Origin of the sequence: Exiguobacterium sp. s194, from assembly GCF_018618275.1 — a bacterium.
In the GTDB taxonomy this organism is placed as follows: Bacteria; Bacillota; Bacilli; order Exiguobacteriales; family Exiguobacteriaceae; genus Exiguobacterium; species Exiguobacterium chiriqhucha.
Genome location: NZ_JACSLT010000001.1, coordinates 215,128 through 229,951 on the forward strand (window position 1 = coordinate 215,128; position 14,824 = coordinate 229,951).

General features: G+C 52.6%; 17 protein-coding genes. All 17 read right to left on the bottom strand.

The annotated features are described in order from the left end of the window. Position 1: 1 nt before the first annotated feature. Complete coding sequence (locus tag KNP85_RS01075; RefSeq protein WP_021067150.1) at positions 2-739, bottom strand: undecaprenyl pyrophosphate synthase; 738 nt, start codon at positions 737-739, stop codon at positions 2-4. Positions 740-822: 83 nt separating this feature from the next. Beyond that, the gene (gene frr, locus KNP85_RS01080) at positions 823-1,383 is read right to left on the bottom strand and encodes a ribosome recycling factor (protein WP_021067149.1); all 561 of its coding nucleotides are present in this window, start codon (positions 1,381-1,383) and stop codon (positions 823-825) included. Beyond that, positions 1,380-2,105 (bottom strand): UMP kinase, encoded by a 726-nt coding sequence (gene pyrH, locus KNP85_RS01085; protein WP_021067148.1) that lies wholly within the window; start codon positions 2,103-2,105, stop codon positions 1,380-1,382. The genes frr and pyrH overlap by 4 nt, the downstream gene beginning before the upstream one ends. 106 nt (positions 2,106-2,211) lie before the next feature. Next, positions 2,212-3,093: a translation elongation factor Ts gene (gene tsf, locus KNP85_RS01090; protein ID WP_029595690.1), complete on the bottom strand. Its 882-nt coding sequence runs from the start codon at positions 3,091-3,093 to the stop codon at positions 2,212-2,214. 117 nt (positions 3,094-3,210) lie between these two features. Next, positions 3,211-3,951 (bottom strand): 30S ribosomal protein S2, encoded by a 741-nt coding sequence (gene rpsB, locus KNP85_RS01095; RefSeq protein WP_021067146.1) that lies wholly within the window; start codon positions 3,949-3,951, stop codon positions 3,211-3,213. A 152-nt stretch (positions 3,952-4,103) separates the two neighbouring features. After that, the gene (locus tag KNP85_RS01100; protein ID WP_214755804.1) at positions 4,104-4,472 is read right to left on the bottom strand and encodes a hypothetical protein; all 369 of its coding nucleotides are present in this window, start codon (positions 4,470-4,472) and stop codon (positions 4,104-4,106) included. 13 nt (positions 4,473-4,485) lie between these two features. After that, on the bottom strand, positions 4,486-5,256 hold the full coding sequence (locus tag KNP85_RS01105; protein ID WP_021067144.1) for a FliA/WhiG family RNA polymerase sigma factor: 771 nt from the start codon (positions 5,254-5,256) through the stop codon (positions 4,486-4,488). A gap of 11 nt (positions 5,257-5,267) precedes the next feature. Beyond that, complete coding sequence (locus KNP85_RS01110) at positions 5,268-5,753, bottom strand: chemotaxis protein CheD (RefSeq protein ID WP_214800858.1); 486 nt, start codon at positions 5,751-5,753, stop codon at positions 5,268-5,270. Beyond that, the gene (locus KNP85_RS01115; RefSeq protein WP_021067142.1) at positions 5,746-6,345 is read right to left on the bottom strand and encodes a chemotaxis protein CheC; all 600 of its coding nucleotides are present in this window, start codon (positions 6,343-6,345) and stop codon (positions 5,746-5,748) included. Before KNP85_RS01115 ends, KNP85_RS01110 begins: the two co-directional genes overlap by 8 nt. Then, entirely contained in the window at positions 6,335-6,766 is a 432-nt protein-coding gene (locus KNP85_RS01120) for a chemotaxis protein CheW (RefSeq protein ID WP_029595691.1), read from the bottom strand. The genes KNP85_RS01115 and KNP85_RS01120 overlap by 11 nt, the downstream gene beginning before the upstream one ends. 12 nt (positions 6,767-6,778) lie before the next feature. Continuing rightward, positions 6,779-8,746, bottom strand: coding sequence for a chemotaxis protein CheA (locus tag KNP85_RS01125; protein ID WP_214800860.1), 1,968 nt, complete (start codon positions 8,744-8,746; stop codon positions 6,779-6,781). Positions 8,747-8,765: 19 nt separating this feature from the next. Further along, positions 8,766-9,605: a MinD/ParA family protein gene (locus KNP85_RS01130; RefSeq protein ID WP_021067139.1), complete on the bottom strand. Its 840-nt coding sequence runs from the start codon at positions 9,603-9,605 to the stop codon at positions 8,766-8,768. Beyond that, positions 9,584-10,663 carry a flagellar biosynthesis protein FlhF gene (locus KNP85_RS01135; protein ID WP_021067138.1) on the bottom strand — a complete coding sequence of 360 codons (1,080 nt, stop codon included), beginning with the start codon at positions 10,661-10,663 and terminating at the stop codon, positions 9,584-9,586. The genes KNP85_RS01130 and KNP85_RS01135 overlap by 22 nt, the downstream gene beginning before the upstream one ends. Further along, on the bottom strand, positions 10,664-12,637 hold the full coding sequence (gene flhA, locus KNP85_RS01140) for a flagellar biosynthesis protein FlhA (protein WP_251136182.1): 1,974 nt from the start codon (positions 12,635-12,637) through the stop codon (positions 10,664-10,666). 58 nt (positions 12,638-12,695) lie between these two features. Further along, positions 12,696-13,787 carry a flagellar biosynthesis protein FlhB gene (gene flhB, locus KNP85_RS01145; RefSeq protein WP_214800864.1) on the bottom strand — a complete coding sequence of 364 codons (1,092 nt, stop codon included), beginning with the start codon at positions 13,785-13,787 and terminating at the stop codon, positions 12,696-12,698. Next, positions 13,784-14,554: a flagellar biosynthetic protein FliR gene (gene fliR, locus KNP85_RS01150; RefSeq protein WP_021067135.1), complete on the bottom strand. Its 771-nt coding sequence runs from the start codon at positions 14,552-14,554 to the stop codon at positions 13,784-13,786. The genes flhB and fliR overlap by 4 nt, the downstream gene beginning before the upstream one ends. Further along, positions 14,551-14,823 (bottom strand): flagellar biosynthesis protein FliQ, encoded by a 273-nt coding sequence (gene fliQ, locus KNP85_RS01155; protein WP_021067134.1) that lies wholly within the window; start codon positions 14,821-14,823, stop codon positions 14,551-14,553. Before fliQ ends, fliR begins: the two co-directional genes overlap by 4 nt. Position 14,824 lies beyond the last annotated feature (1 nt).

Below are 14,824 nucleotides of genomic sequence, written 5' to 3' on the forward strand. Positions count from 1 at the left end.
GTCACACCCCGCCAAACCGGCGAGTCCGCGCATTGTACGCTTCAATCGCCTCGACGAAGTGATCCCGTTTGAACTCAGGCCACAACACGTCCGTGAAATGTAGTTCAGCGTAAGCCCCTTGCCAGAGCAAGAAGTTCGAGAGGCGCTGTTCCCCACTCGTGCGGATAATCAAATCAACGTCTTGCATGTTCGTCATGAGACGCTCACCAATCATGACGTCATCGATCTCGTCCGGTTGGATCGTACCGTGCGCCACATCACTCGCGATTTGTTTCATCGCTTGAACGAGTTCATCACGTCCGCCATAGTTGAGCGCAAAGACGAGATCGAGCCCCGTATTCGTCGCCGTCCGTGTCCGTGCCTCATCGACCGCTTCTCGCGTCCCGCGTGGCAGTTTTGTCACATCGCCTGCGACGAGCACGCGAACGTTCTGTTCATCCAATTCTTTTAAATCCGTCTCTAAAAATTGCTTCGGCAATTTCATCAAGAAGTTGACTTCTTCTTCAGGACGCGTCCAGTTCTCCGTCGAGAACGCATACAGCGTCAATGAACGGATGCCGAGTTCTTGGGCGGTGCGCACCGCTTCCCGGACCGACTTCATCCCTTCCCGGTGACCCATGATGCGAGGGAGCCCACGCTTCTTCGCCCAACGGCCGTTGCCGTCCATGATGATGGCGACGTGTTCGGGAATGCTCAGTTCCGCCTCGGTTTTTGTTTTAGGATTCACCCATTTAAACATACTCTATCCTCCTGATTGTATGAAAGAGGGACCCTCTCAGTAAAAGGGTCCCCACACAGCTTTTTGGTATACCACTTCCGTGATTACACTTCCATGATTTCTTTTTCTTTCGTCGCTGCAGATTCATCAATCTTTTTGATGTACGAATCCGTTAACGATTGAACGTCATCCGCGTAACCGCGAAGGTCGTCCTCAGTCAAGTCCCCATCTTTTTCAAGCTTCTTCAAGTTTTCATTCGCGTCACGACGAACGTTACGGACAGCTACTTTCGCTTCTTCCGCATATTTTTTCGTCACTTTCACGAGCTCTTTGCGGCGCTCTTCTGTCAAAGCTGGGATCGCGAGACGAATGACCGTCCCATCAGAAGACGGCGAGAGGCCGAGGTCGGCTTTTTGAATCGCTTTCTCGACATCTGACACCATCGATTTGTCCCATGGTTGAATCAAGAGTAGACGCGCTTCCGGAGTGTTGATGTTCGCCACTTGGTTGAGCGGAGTCGGTACACCGTAGTAGTCGACTTGGACCGGGTCCAAGATTGACGCGCTCGCGCGTCCCGTACGAAGTGTCCCGAAATCACGTTTCAAGGCAGAATGGGCTTTCTCCATCTTTTCTTCAGCAGTTTTCAATACGTCATTAACACTCATGAATTGATTCCTCCTACTACCGTCCCGATATGTTCCCCGAGTACGACACGTTTGATGTTTCCTTCTTCAAGCAATGAGAATACAATCAGTGGGATATGGTTGTCCATACATAGTGATGTGGCTGTCGAATCCATCACTTGGAGTCCGTCTTTTAAGACGTCCAAGTACGTGAGCGTGTCGTATTTGACCGCATCCGGAACGAGTTTCGGATCCGCCGAATAGACACCATCGACGTTGTTTTTACCCATCAGGATGACGTCAGCTTCAATTTCCGCTGCGCGGAGTGCTGCTGTCGTATCTGTTGAGAAGTACGGGTTCCCCGTCCCTGCCGCGAAGATGACGACTCGACCTTTTTCAAGGTGACGCATCGCCCGACGACGGATGTACGGTTCAGCCACTTGGCGCATTTCGATTGAGGTTTGGACGCGCGTCTGGACACCGTTCGATTCAAGGCTATCTTGAAGTGCGAGCGAGTTCAACACCGTGGCAAGCATGCCCATATAATCAGCATTCGCCCGGTCCATGCCGAGTTCGCTGCCCGTCTTCCCGCGCCAGATGTTTCCGGCTCCGACGACGACGGCTACTTCGACGCCCAAGGCGACCAACTCTTTGATTTGTCCAGAGATCGAGTTGACGATGGCCGGGTCAATCCCGTACCCTTGATCTCCTGCGAGCGCTTCTCCACTCAATTTTAACACAATTCGCTTATATTTCGGTTCCATACTTTGCCTCCTCTTGCTTGAAAAAAGGGAACACGCTCCCTTAACGAACTAACTCAAGGTTATACAGACGTGTTCCCAATTTTGATTGCATCACGGGTGATGCAGATTATTTTTTAAGTTGGTTCATTACTTCTTCAGCAAAGTTTTCTTCGCGTTTTTCCATACCTTCTCCAACTTCGAAACGTACGAATGAGTTGACACGGCCGCCTTTAGACTCTACGTATTTCCCAACTTTGAAGTCAGCGTCTTTAACGAATGTTTGGTCGACGAGGCAGATTTCCTCGAAGTACTTGTTCATACGTCCCGCGATCATCTTCTCGACGATGTTGGCAGGCTTGCCTTCGTTGAGGGCTTGCTCAGTCAAGACTTTCTTCTCACGATCTGCTTCTTCAGCCGATACTTCGTCGCGTGTCGCGTAAAGTGGGCGTGCTGCTGCGACGTGCATAGCTACGTCTTTCGCAACTGTCTCGTCCGTTGTACCGTCGATGATGACGACCGAACCGATGCGTCCACCCATGTGAAGGTACGTGCCGAAGACTGCATCGTCAGCTTTTTGAAGAACAGCGATACGACGGAGTGAGATTTTCTCTCCGATTGTCGAAGCTTCTTCTTGGATGTGCGTCTCAAGTGTTTTACCTGCTACGAATTCAGAAGCGAGTGCCGCTTCTACTGAAGTCGCGCCTGAAGTGAGAACTGCATTCGCCACGTCTGAAACGAGTGTTTGGAACTTCTCGTTTTTCGCAACGAAGTCTGTTTCTGAGTTGACTTCGACGAGCGCAGCTTTGTTGCCGTCAACCGCTACTGCCGTCAAACCTTCTGCTGCGATGCGGTCGCCTTTAGCTGCTGCTTTAGCGATCCCTTTTTCACGAAGGAAGTCGATTGCCGCTTGCATGTCACCATTTGTTTCAGTGAGTGCTTTTTTGCAATCGAGCATACCTGCGCCTGTTTTTTCACGAAGTTCTTTTACCATTGCTGCTGTAACTGCCATCGGAAATTCCTCCTTGTAAAACTTACGAATTTTTAAGAAAAAGCACTAAGGCTTTATATACGTGTCCTAAAAAAAGGTGATAAAAGGCTTTCCCTTTATCACCTGTTGTCTGACCGATTACTCAGCTTCTGTCGCTTCAGCTTCTGGAGCTACTGCTTCTTCAGCTACTTCTTCTTCGCCTTGCTTCGCTTCGATGATCGCGTCTGCCATCTTAGAAGTGAGCAATTTAACCGCACGAATCGCATCGTCGTTCGCTGGGATGACGTAGTCGATTTCGTCTGGGTCACAGTTTGTGTCGACAATCGCAACGATTGGGATGTTCAATTTGTGAGCTTCTGCAATCGCAATACGCTCTTTACGTGGGTCAACGATGAAGAGGGCATCAGGAACACCTGGCATGTCCTTGATTCCGCCGAGGAACTTCTCAAGACGTGTCATTTCTTTTTTCAAGATGATGACTTCTTTCTTAGGAAGTACTTCGAACGTACCGTCAGCTTCCATTTTCTCAAGCTGCTTCAAGCGGTTGATACGCTTTTTGATTGTTGAGAAGTTTGTGAGTGTTCCACCCAACCAACGCTCGTTGATGAAGTACATACCTGAACGGAGTGCTTCTTCTTTGATCGTGTCTTGAGCTTGTTTTTTCGTACCTACGAAGAGGACGTTTCCGCCTTCTGCCGCGAGTTCACGAACGAAGTTGTAAGCTTCGTCTACTTTTTTGACCGTTTTTTGAAGGTCGATGATGTAGATTCCGTTACGCTCCGTGAAGATGTATTTCGCCATTTTTGGGTTCCAACGGCGTGTCTGGTGACCGAAGTGTACACCAGCTTCGAGCAATTGCTTCATTGAGATTACTGCCATGATAAATTTCCTCCTTGTGGTTTAAAAAAGTCCTCCGCCTCGTTCATCGTTGTATTCCGACCTTTCGGCACCGAGGAATACCATCCCGAGACGTGTGTGATGTGTTTAACACCGAAAATTACTATAGCATATGTCAGCCAATCCGGCAACTCTCACTTTTTGCGAAGTTTGGCATAAAGGGCGACTTCTCCCTCACCTTTTCCGAGCAGTCGGGCCGTCTCTCGGACCGAATGGTTCAGTAAAACGTCCTCGACGTGCGGTGCCTGTTGGCGCTCACGGGACGACGGTGCCTCCATCGGCGAATCCTCAAATGCAGGTTCCACAGCCGATTCCTCGCTCGATGGCGCAGGGTGTTTCACGACATCGTTCATCGATTCCATGAACGACAACAGGAGGGCCTCGGTCTCACGCTTCTCCTGTTCGAGCCGCGTGACACGAGCCGTCAGCGCCTGGACTTGACGAAACAAAATCAACAGTCCGTACGCGACGATACAGGCGATTCCGATATAGACGACGGTCATCTCCATCCCTCCTTCATGATGTCTTTTCTTCTAAATAGGAACGTCCAAGCGCAAGCTTTAACGTCTTCAGTGCCTTGGAATGAATTTGTGAGATGCGGGACGTCGATAGTTCCAACACTTCACCGATCTCCGTCAACGTCAACTCGTCAAAATAGAATAACGACACGACGAGCCGTTCTTTCTCAGATAAATGCTCAATCTCGTTCGTCAACACATCGAGCAACTCGCGCTGCAGGAGCGTGTCTTCCGGTTTTTCGGAGTCGGGGTCAAAATACGTGACAGACATGACCTTGCCTTCCTCTTGAAGCGTCACCGCCTCATCGATTGATAACATGTTCGCAAAGTACCCTTCCGCCATCGCTTTCTCGATTTCTGAGACCGGCAGCTCGCACGCGTGCGCCAGTTCTTCTTTCGTCGGGGCCCGATGCAACTTCTGTTCGAGCTGTTCGGCGACATGGTCAATCTTCTTCACCCGTTCACGCACCGATCGCGGCAACCAATCGATTTTCCGTAATCCGTCGATGATGGCGCCCCGAATCCGAAACGCCGCGTACGTGTCAAACTTGTTGTTGTGTTCTGGATCATATTTCATGAGGGCATCGTACAATCCCATGTAACCCAAACTTTTCAATTCGTCGCGTTCGACGCTCTTCGGGAGCGTCACGATCATTCGTTGCACGTGATAATGGATCAGGAACTCATAGTGCGTCAATAGTTCATTCGCCGTATCCATATCGCGGTCAGTATTCCAACGATCCCACAACTCGGTAAGTTGAGTCGTCATGTCGATCCCCCCTAAATTTCCTTTGTTCCTACGCTGACCGTTCGAATCGAGAGGACGCAAGTCGCCACATCAAATTCAATCGTCCGCCCATTATGTCCGCCACAGTCCTCGGCGACGAGCGGGATCCGGTGCGCTTTCAACGCATTGCGGACGGCCTCGGCATTTCGTTCACCGATGCGCATCGCCTCATTCTCATATTTGAATTGAAACATTTGGGCGCCGCCGGCCATCTTTGCTTGCAACCGACCGGCCCCGGCCCGTTTCAATGAAGCGACGAGAGCGTCGATGGCCGTGTCCGCATATTTCCCTACTTCAATCGTTTGATGTTTGCGGGCAATCGCCGAATCCGGCAACATGACGTGGGCCATCGCCGCGACTTGAAGCCGGACGTCGTACAGGATGACCCCGACACACGAACCGAGTCCGGCCGTCCGCAACTTGTTCGGCGCCGTCGTCTGCTTCCATTCTGCAATCCCAATTTTGAGTACTTCAGCCATGGCCCATCAACCGCTGCTTAATCCGTTCGAGCGAGCCATGCGTCGGTAGGAACAACACATGTCCGGCACTTACTTTTCCGTCGATGCGGAACGTCGTATCGATATAGAGCGCCGCATCTTCTTCGGGCTGGACCGATGTGACGACGAATTCGACGATCGAACCGGCCATGTCGACCGCTGTCGCCGGGACGTGAATCGGAATCGGTGTATTCAACCAATCGCCGAGCGCCCGGGCGTAGGCCCCGCTCATGATATTCCCAATCTCTTCCCATGCCGACTGACCGAGTTCATCGGCCGCTTGGAACGTGAACCCGCTCCCGATGAGTGATGAGACCATCATCTCGGCGTCGTCGACCGGGAATAAGATGAGGATCATGCCGCTGATGTCGCCTCCGAGCTCTAATAGCACGGATGCCACATGACGCTCAGGACCGCCGACCCGTTCCGGCAGATACGTGATCGGTTCCATCTCGGCCGAGGAGACGGTAATGTTGACCGGCTTGGCCAAGAGCGTCGACAATGCCGTCGCTGCGTGGCCTGATCCGATATTGCCAAGTTCTTTCAATAAATCTTGCTCGAACTCACTCAGCATGTTGTTCCTCGAACAACGCGTTGGCGTCGAGAAGCGAGAACAGTTTGTCCTCCCCTTTCGCAATCGCCGTCAAATGAGCCGACAACATGTCTCGACTCGATTCAGGAATCGGCTCGAGACGAACGTCCTCGCTTTCCACGACCTCGTTGGCGCGATCGACGATAAAACCGGCATCGCCTTGATTGAGCGAGGCGATTAAAATCCGAGTCTCGTCGGTCGGTTCAATCGCCTCATACCCGAGGCGGAGGCGAAGGTCGATGACCGGCGTGACGACACCGCGCAAATTGATGACGCCCTTGACGTGAGCCGGTGCGTTCGGGACGCGTGTGACCGGTTGTACCCGTTCAATCGAGCGGACCGACTGGACATCGATCCCGTATGTGTTCGTTCCCAGTGAAAAGACTACCCATTTTTGTTCCATCCTTCTTCCTCCTTAGAACAGATCGTTGCTGTCGACAATCAAGGCGACACGCCCGTCTCCGAGTATCGTCGCACCAGAGATGGCCGGAATGCCCTCGAGATACGTACCGAGCGGCTTCATGACAATCTCTTGTTGGCCAATCAAATCGTTGACGACCACGCCGACGAGTTTATTTCCTTTACGGACGACGACGACCGGGAATTGCGTCTTCGTTTCCGTCTCAATCGCAAACATTTCTTTTAAATAGACGAGCGGGACGAGCTGACCTCGGAAATCGAAGACACGTTCGCGATGGGCCGTCAAAATGTCAGCCTCGTCAAGAAGTGTCGTCTCAAGAATCGATGACAACGGGATGGCGTACGTCTCCTCACCGGCTTGAACGAGCATCGCCGAGATGATGGACAGCGTGAGCGGAAGGCTGACTTGGAATTTCGTCCCTTGTCCGACGACCGTCTCGAGCGTGACGACCCCACCGAGTGATTCAATTTTGTTTTTCACGACGTCAAGACCGACACCGCGACCAGACAAATCGGTGACGACATCTGCCGTCGAGAAGCCTGGGGCGAAGATGAGCATAGCGACTTCGTTATCGGTCATCGCTGTCGCTTCTTCCGGCGTGATGACGCCGCGCTCGAGCGCTTTCGACCGGACTTTATCGACATGGATCCCTGCCCCGTCGTCCTCGATTTCAATGAAGACACGGTTGCCGCCATGGTAAGCCCGGAGCGCAAGACTCCCTTGCTCCGGTTTCCCGGCTGCGACACGGACTTCTGGTAGTTCGATGCCGTGATCGATGGCATTGCGAATCAAGTGAACGAGCGGGTCGCCAATCTCATCGATGACCGTCCGATCGAGTTCCGTCTCCGCGCCTGTGATCTCAAGCTGGACTTTTTTATGGATGTCTTTCGCGACCGAACGTACCATGCGTGGGAAGCGGTTGAACACTTGCTCGATCGGCATCATCCGGAGCGTCAGCACGAGTGATTGGAGTTCGTTCGTCCCGCGTTTGATTTTCTCGACCGTCTCGTTCAATTCAGGCTGTCCGACTTCGTCGGCGAGCCGCTCGAGACGACCGCGGTCGATAATGAACTCTTCGAATAAGTTCATTAAACGATCAATCCGTTCCAAGTTGACGCGAATCGTCTTCGCCTGGGCGACAGCCTGTTCTTTCGGCTCGTCCGCCTCGACTTTCGGTTTCGCTTCAGCGACGGCGACGGTCTCGGCACTGACGGCGACTTCCGGTTCACTCGATGCACTCGTATACACCGTCACGAGGACGTGCTCGACTTCTGACACTTGGGACACGGCGTGTTCAATCACATCTGCCGTCTCTTGTGACACAAACAAGACGTCAAACGAGAGGTCGAACTGCTCTTGTTCGATGGCCTCGGTTTCCGGTAACGTCCGGACGACCTCGCCGAGTTCTTGCAGGCGATCGAATACCATATAAGCACGCGCCGCTTTCAAAACGACGGCATCGGATAGTTTCACGTGCAATTGGAACGCCTCGAAGCCCGTCTCCTTCGCTTGGGTGATGACCGAATCCGTATAAAGGTCGGCCGTGAAGACGTTGGCTTCGACCGTCGGAGCCGCCTTTGACGAGCTGCCGATGAACGACTGGAACGCAGACACCGTCGCAGCGACATCGACGTTCGCGCCTCGGCCGCCGGTCTCGATATTGGCAATCATCTCTTCGATTTGTTCCATCGCTGAGAACATCGTATCAAGCAACAGCTGGTTGCTCTCTTTCTTACCGGCCCGAACCAAGTCGAGCGCGCTCTCCATCTCATGTGTCAAGTTGGCCACACTCTCGTAACCCATCGTCGCCGACATTCCTTTGAGCGTATGCGCGGAGCGGAAAATCTCTTGAATCGCCTCTTGGCTGCCCGTCTGTTCAAGTTTTAACAGTTGGGTGTTCACCGATTGAATATGTTCTTGCGACTCATCTAAAAACAATCCTAAGTATTCGTTCACGTCCATCTATAATGCCTCCCTGTCGTTAGACTCGGTTCCACTGACGTTTCAAGTTCCCCATCAAGCGATCCATAAAATGACGCGGTTTCGGCGGTGTCCCGGTCAATGTCGTTAAAATCCGCTCTAACCGCCAACTGATATCACTTTTTCGGTCCAAATGGTAAAACGGGACTTGGGCGATGACCGCTCGTCTGACCGTGGCGTCATCTGGTAAATACCCGAGGAATCGAATCGATTTCTTTAAAAACTGCTCACACGCAACTTCCATTCGTTCAAAACATTGCAGCGCTTCCTCACCCGATTGGGCCCGATTGACGATGACGCCGAGCGGTAAGTCTGGGCTTTGTCGATGCACCAGCTTCGTATAGGCGTACCCATCCATGAGCGAGGTCGGTTCAGGCGTCAAGATGAGAAACATCTCATCACATCCTTCAATGAATTGAAGTGATGTGTCGGTCGCCCCGGCCCCCATGTCGAACAGGACATAATCGTATTCAGTGAGCACTTCGAGTTCACGCATAAAAAATTGCATATCGGCATGTGAGAATTGGACTAGTTCATCAAGTCCACTCCCCCCATGTAATATATCGACACCATGCACACCTTTCTGAACCGAGGCGGCCAGCGGAATTCGGGCTTTGACCGAATCCATCATCGTCCGTGATCTCGAGGCGTTCAACAAGATATGCACGTTCGCCATCCCGATGTCGAGATCGACGATTAACACGCGCTTCCCAAGCTCGACGAGGCCGATGGCCGTATTGACACAGACGTTCGTCTTGCCGACCCCGCCTTTCCCGCTCGCGAAAGCGATCGTCGTCGGTGGGGTCTCTGTTTTCGCCCTTAGACGTCTTGCTTGGTCCATTGGGTCCACCCTTCTTTCTCAAGTAACCGATCCGTCAGCCGGGAAGGGTCCCCGTTGACGAGGTCGTCAGGCACTTCTTGTCCATCCGTCAGCCAAGCGACCGGCAGCCCACTTTCGCGAACCATCCGATACATCGCATGGATGTCGCTCGTCTCGTCCGCTTTCGTGAAGATCAGCGACCCGAGCGGCAACGGCTCGAACTGACGATATATCATTTCCATGTCCCGCATCTTTGACGTCAAGCTGAGGACGAGCGAGAGACTCGTCTCCGAAAAGTCATGATGCCGCTCGAACTGCTCAACATACGCCTCGTCGCGGAAGTTGCGGCCAGCCGTATCAATCAAAATGATGTCTTTTCGAGCGAACAGCTGCTTCGCCCGCTTGAAATCATCAAAATCGTAGGCGACCTCGACCGGGATGTCTAGAATCTCGGCGTACGTCTTCAACTGCTCGATGGCAGCGATTCGATACGTATCCGTCGTGATGAGGCCGACCGAGAGTCCATGCTCGAGCTTATAGTGGGCGGCTAGTTTCGCGAGCGTCGTCGTCTTGCCGACACCGGTCGGACCGACGAGCATCATGTACCGCTTCGGTTCCGGTACAGGCAAGAAAGAATTTTGGATTTGATCGCGGACGTAACGTTCGACGGCGTCGACCGATTTTGTCGTGTAATACAGTTCCTGAATCGCTTCGTCCCACGCTTCACCTTGAAACGATTCGGACGCGAGCAGCGCTTCGACGTGTGCCAATGGTGCCGGCAACCGTCTCGCTCCCGAGATTTCAGGCGCAGCATACGCGACGTTCCGTGGTTGCGGTTGACGTTTTTGCGTTGCCTCAGGTTTCGTTGCCGCGACCGGCTTCGCAACCGTACGTGGTTTGACGGCGAGTGGCGCCTTCTCGAGCGCGGCGATGACCTCGACGTGTTGTGAGGCGAACAAGCCGAGCCATCCTTTCTTCACTTGGCGCGAATTCAAGATGACGGCGTCGTCGCCAAACTCTTGTTTGACTTTCGCCATCGCTTCCGCCATCGTCTTGCCTGTATATTTTTTGATTTGCACTTAAATCACCCCAATACTTTTCACTTCAATCGAGCTGAGCAGTTCGTTGTAGGCGAGGACCGGCACATCCGGATAATACCGTTCGAGCAATTGTCTCACGAACAGTCGGATCGTCGGCGAACAAAGAATGACGGCCGATGCCCCGTAGCGTTCGAACATCGACAGCTGCTCGCCCGAGCGTTCGATAATCTCGCGCGCTTGTTCCGGGTCGAGCGCCAAATAGTTGCCGAACTCCGTCTTTTGAACGGCGTCTTGAATCAGCTGTTCGGTCTGGCCGCCGAGCGTGACCACGTAGAGTGGTCCGTCGGGCGGACTGACTTGGTCGGTCAATTGACGCGACAGACCTTGCCGGCAGTATTCGCCGAGGATATCCGCGTCTTTCGTCACTTTGCCATAGTCGGCCATCGTCTCGAACAAGAGCGGTAAATTGCGAATCGAGACGTGTTCTTTCAACAGATGACGGAGCACTTTTTGAATGTCTCCAATCGACAAGACGGATGGTGTCACGTCTTCGACGAGCACCGGATGTGTCTCTTTCAAATGCTCGACGAGCTGTTTCGTCTCTTCACGCCCGAGCAGGTCGGCAGCGTGTTTCTTGAGCGTCTCCGTCAAATGTGTCGCCACGACGGACGGCGGATCGACGACGGTATACCCGCTCATTTCGGCGCGGGTACGCGTCTCTTCATCAATCCATAGCGCCGGGAGACCGAACGCCGGCTCCGTCGTTTCAATCCCATATACTTCTGGATCTTCAATCCCAGGACTCATCGCCAAGTAATGATCGAGCAAGAGTTCGCCTTCAGCGACGACGTTGCCTTTCACTTTGATGCGATATGCGTTCGGTGACAGTTGCAGATGATCACGAATCCGTACCGTCGGCAAGATGAACCCGAGTTCGAGCGCGAGCTGACGACGGATCATAACGACTCGGTCGAGCAAGTCGCCGCCTTGCGATTCATCGGCGAGCGGAATGAGTCCGTAGCCGAACTCGAACTCGATGGCATCAATCTGTAACAGCGAGACGACCGTCTCAGTCGGTGCCGCCGGTTCTTCTTCCGGTAACGGCGTGTCGATGGTCCGTTTCAAATTGCGACGCATCGTATAAGCGCCGTAGAACGTGGCGCCGGCAATGATCAGTGTCACCGGGAGCAGACTCGGTGAGATGATTCCAAGCATGATGACGATGGAGCCGGCGATATAGAGCAGCGTCGGGTTTTGCCCGAGCTGGTCGACGACGTCTTCGCCGAGGTTCCCGTCCGAGACAGCACGTGTGACGATAATCCCGGTTGCTGTCGAGATGAGGAGCGCCGGGATTTGACCGACGAGCCCGTCCCCAATCGTCATGAGCGAGAACTTTTGGAACGCTTCGCCGACCGGTAGACCCATGTCGGCGACACCGATGATGATTCCGAAAATCAAGTTGATGGCGACGATGATAATCCCGGCGATGGCGTCCCCTTTGACGAACTTCGAGGCCCCATCCATCGACCCATAAAAGTCGGCTTCGCTTTGAATCTTTTTCCGGCGGATTTGCGCGTCTTTGTCATCAATCAATCCCGAGTTCAAATCGGCATCGATGGCCATCTGTTTCCCTGGCATCGCATCGAGGGTGAAACGTGCCGACACTTCGGATACGCGTTCGGCCCCTTTCGTGATGACGACGAACTGGATGATGACGAGGATGAGAAAGACGACGAATCCGACGAGCACTTTCCCGCCGACGACAAAGTCTCCAAATGTTGCGATGACTTCCCCACCGTATCCGGTCGAGAGAATCGAACGTGTCGTCGACACGTTCAATCCGAGCCGGAATAACGTCACAATCAGCAACAGCGAAGGAAAAACCGAGAAGTCGAGTGCTTCCCGGGCGTTCATCGCGACGAGCAAAATGAGCAACGCAATGAGTATATTGACAATGATTAAGAAATCTAACATGAACCCCGGTAACGGGATGACGAGCATGACGACGATCATGAGAACGCCGATCAATACCGCAAAATCTTTAGCTTTTACAGCCAATACATACTCCTCCTCAAGACGGTTGTTTCAATTGATAGACGAATGCGAGCACTTCGGCAATCGCCTGATAAAACGACTCGTCAACGACTTCCCCGATATCCATTTGGGCGTACAACGCACGGGCCAACGGTTTGTTTTCGACAATCGGGATATCATGTTCTTTGGCCACGTCACGGATATTGAAGGCGACGCGATCGACCCCTTTGGCGACGACGAGCGGCGCGAAGTCTTTCGTGTCGTCGTACCGGATGACGACGGCATAATGGGTCGGGTTGGTGATGACGACGTCCGCATTCGGGATCTCTTGCATCATGCGGCGCATCGCCATCTCCCGTTGTTGTTGTTTGATTTTCGACTTGATGAGCGGGTCACCTTCACTGTTCTTATACTCGTCTTTAATATCTTGCTTCGACATGCGAATCGATTTCTCAAAATCGAACCGTTGATAGAAAAAGTCGAGCAAGGCGAGCGCGAGCAAGGCCACACTCACCCACAGTCCGAGTTCAATCGTGATATGGGCGAGCGCGATGACCGATTCACGGATATGTTCGACCGCCATGCGGGACAGTTCTTTTTGGTTCTGCCAGAGCACGGCGACGGCAGTCGTCAGGATAATCAATAATTTGAATAAGGACTTTAAAAATTCGACGACCGCTTTCATACTGATAATCCGTTTGACCCCTTTAATCGGATCGATTCGTTCGAGTTTCGGTTGAATCGCTTCACCCGAGAACAACGTCCCGATTTGAAGGTAGTTGATTAATATCCCGAACACGATGGCGACCGCGAAGAACGGGCCCACGATCAGTCCGACGCGAAGCAACAAGTCGGTGAGCATGCCGGACAATCCGTTCGACAGATCGAACAGCAAGTAGCTCGGACCGAGCAAATCTTTCGTCACACTGAACAACTGTTTGCCGAGATAAGGCCCTAAGAACGATAACATGAGAAACATCGCGAACAAGGCGAAAGCCCCGGTCAAATCGGCCGACTTGGCCACTTGGCCTTTCTTGCGCGAGTCCTCTCGTTTACGCGGTGTTGCTTTTTCGGTTTTTTCTCCTGCAAAAAATTGAAGATCGACCGATAAGGTATATAGAGGCTTCATGAGGCGTCTCCTAGCACAGTCATAAAATCACGTAACACTTCTTGTAAAATCGGGATGAATTGGCTGATGCCGTTCAAGGTCAACCCCATCATGACGACCATGACCGAAAATCCCGCAATCAGCTTGAATGAAAATCCGATTGCAAAAATATTGAATTGCGGCGCCGATTTCGCCAAGAATCCGAGCGCCATGTCGACGAGCAAGAGCGATGCCATGAGCGGAAAGGCAAGTTGCAAGGCGACCATCATCGTCATCGTGACGACCTTGACGGCCATCATGAGTGACGCTTCGCTGAAGTCGATAATTGGCTGACCCGGCGGATAAATTTGAAAGCTATAATAGATGCCATCAATCAGCAGCAGATGTAAGTTGCTCGACAGCATGATAAACAACGTGAAAATATAGTAGAATCGACCAATCAGCGGCGACTGGCCTCCGAACATCGGGTCATAGGCCGATGCCATCGCGAGTCCGAGCTGTAAATCGATGACGCCACCCGCAATCTGGGGCGCGAAAAATAATATGTTAATCAATATACCGAGCACCAAGCCGATCAACACCTCGTACAATACCTGCAAGATATAGGCTTGGCCGAGATCGAGTGGCTCTGTCACCGTGAACATCGCATAGTACGCTAAAAAGGCACTGAACGCGACGCGGTGCATGACCGGCAGTTGCCGGGATGAAAATAACGGGACGCTCACGAAGAAGCCTGACAGACGGGCGAACGTCAATCCATACAGACTGATGAAATCGACCGCGTTCATTTCGAGGCGACCTCGACCATGAGTTCAAAAATCAAACGGGTGAACCCTTCAATCTGTTGCAGCATCCAAGGTCCGAAGACGACGAGCCCGATAAAGACCGAGACGATCTTTGGGACGAACGATAGCGTCTGTTCTTGAATTTGTGTCGTCGCCTGTAAAATCGAAATGACGAGACCGACGACGAGCGAAATCAATAAGAGCGGCATCGAGATTTTCAATAACGTCCACACACTCTCCGTCGCCAAATAAATGACCATTTCCTGCGTCATA

What these genes read in the sequence shown, in the direction of transcription:
- KNP85_RS01120 (WP_029595691.1), bottom strand. Translation starts at nt 6,766, where the DNA reads ATGGAACAAAAATGGGTAGTCTTTTCACTGGGAACGAACACATACGGG.
- KNP85_RS01100 (WP_214755804.1), bottom strand. Translation starts at nt 4,472, where the DNA reads ATGACCGTCGTCTATATCGGAATCGCCTGTATCGTCGCGTACGGACTG.
- fliQ (WP_021067134.1), bottom strand. Translation starts at nt 14,823, where the DNA reads ATGACGCAGGAAATGGTCATTTATTTGGCGACGGAGAGTGTGTGGACG.
- KNP85_RS01075 (WP_021067150.1), bottom strand. Translation starts at nt 739, where the DNA reads ATGTTTAAATGGGTGAATCCTAAAACAAAAACCGAGGCGGAACTGAGC.
- frr (WP_021067149.1), bottom strand. Translation starts at nt 1,383, where the DNA reads ATGAGTGTTAATGACGTATTGAAAACTGCTGAAGAAAAGATGGAGAAA.
- fliR (WP_021067135.1), bottom strand. Translation starts at nt 14,554, where the DNA reads ATGAACGCGGTCGATTTCATCAGTCTGTATGGATTGACGTTCGCCCGT.
- KNP85_RS01110 (WP_214800858.1), bottom strand. Translation starts at nt 5,753, where the DNA reads ATGGCTGAAGTACTCAAAATTGGGATTGCAGAATGGAAGCAGACGACG.
- KNP85_RS01125 (WP_214800860.1), bottom strand. Translation starts at nt 8,746, where the DNA reads ATGGACGTGAACGAATACTTAGGATTGTTTTTAGATGAGTCGCAAGAA.
- tsf (WP_029595690.1), bottom strand. Translation starts at nt 3,093, where the DNA reads ATGGCAGTTACAGCAGCAATGGTAAAAGAACTTCGTGAAAAAACAGGC.
- flhA (WP_251136182.1), bottom strand. Translation starts at nt 12,637, where the DNA reads ATGATCGTCGTCATGCTCGTCATCCCGTTACCGGGGTTCATGTTAGAT.
- pyrH (WP_021067148.1), bottom strand. Translation starts at nt 2,105, where the DNA reads ATGGAACCGAAATATAAGCGAATTGTGTTAAAATTGAGTGGAGAAGCG.
- KNP85_RS01105 (WP_021067144.1), bottom strand. Translation starts at nt 5,256, where the DNA reads ATGACGACTCAACTTACCGAGTTGTGGGATCGTTGGAATACTGACCGC.
- KNP85_RS01115 (WP_021067142.1), bottom strand. Translation starts at nt 6,345, where the DNA reads ATGCTGAGTGAGTTCGAGCAAGATTTATTGAAAGAACTTGGCAATATC.
- flhB (WP_214800864.1), bottom strand. Translation starts at nt 13,787, where the DNA reads ATGAAGCCTCTATATACCTTATCGGTCGATCTTCAATTTTTTGCAGGA.
- KNP85_RS01130 (WP_021067139.1), bottom strand. Translation starts at nt 9,605, where the DNA reads ATGGACCAAGCAAGACGTCTAAGGGCGAAAACAGAGACCCCACCGACG.
- rpsB (WP_021067146.1), bottom strand. Translation starts at nt 3,951, where the DNA reads ATGGCAGTAATCTCAATGAAGCAATTGCTCGAAGCTGGTGTACACTTC.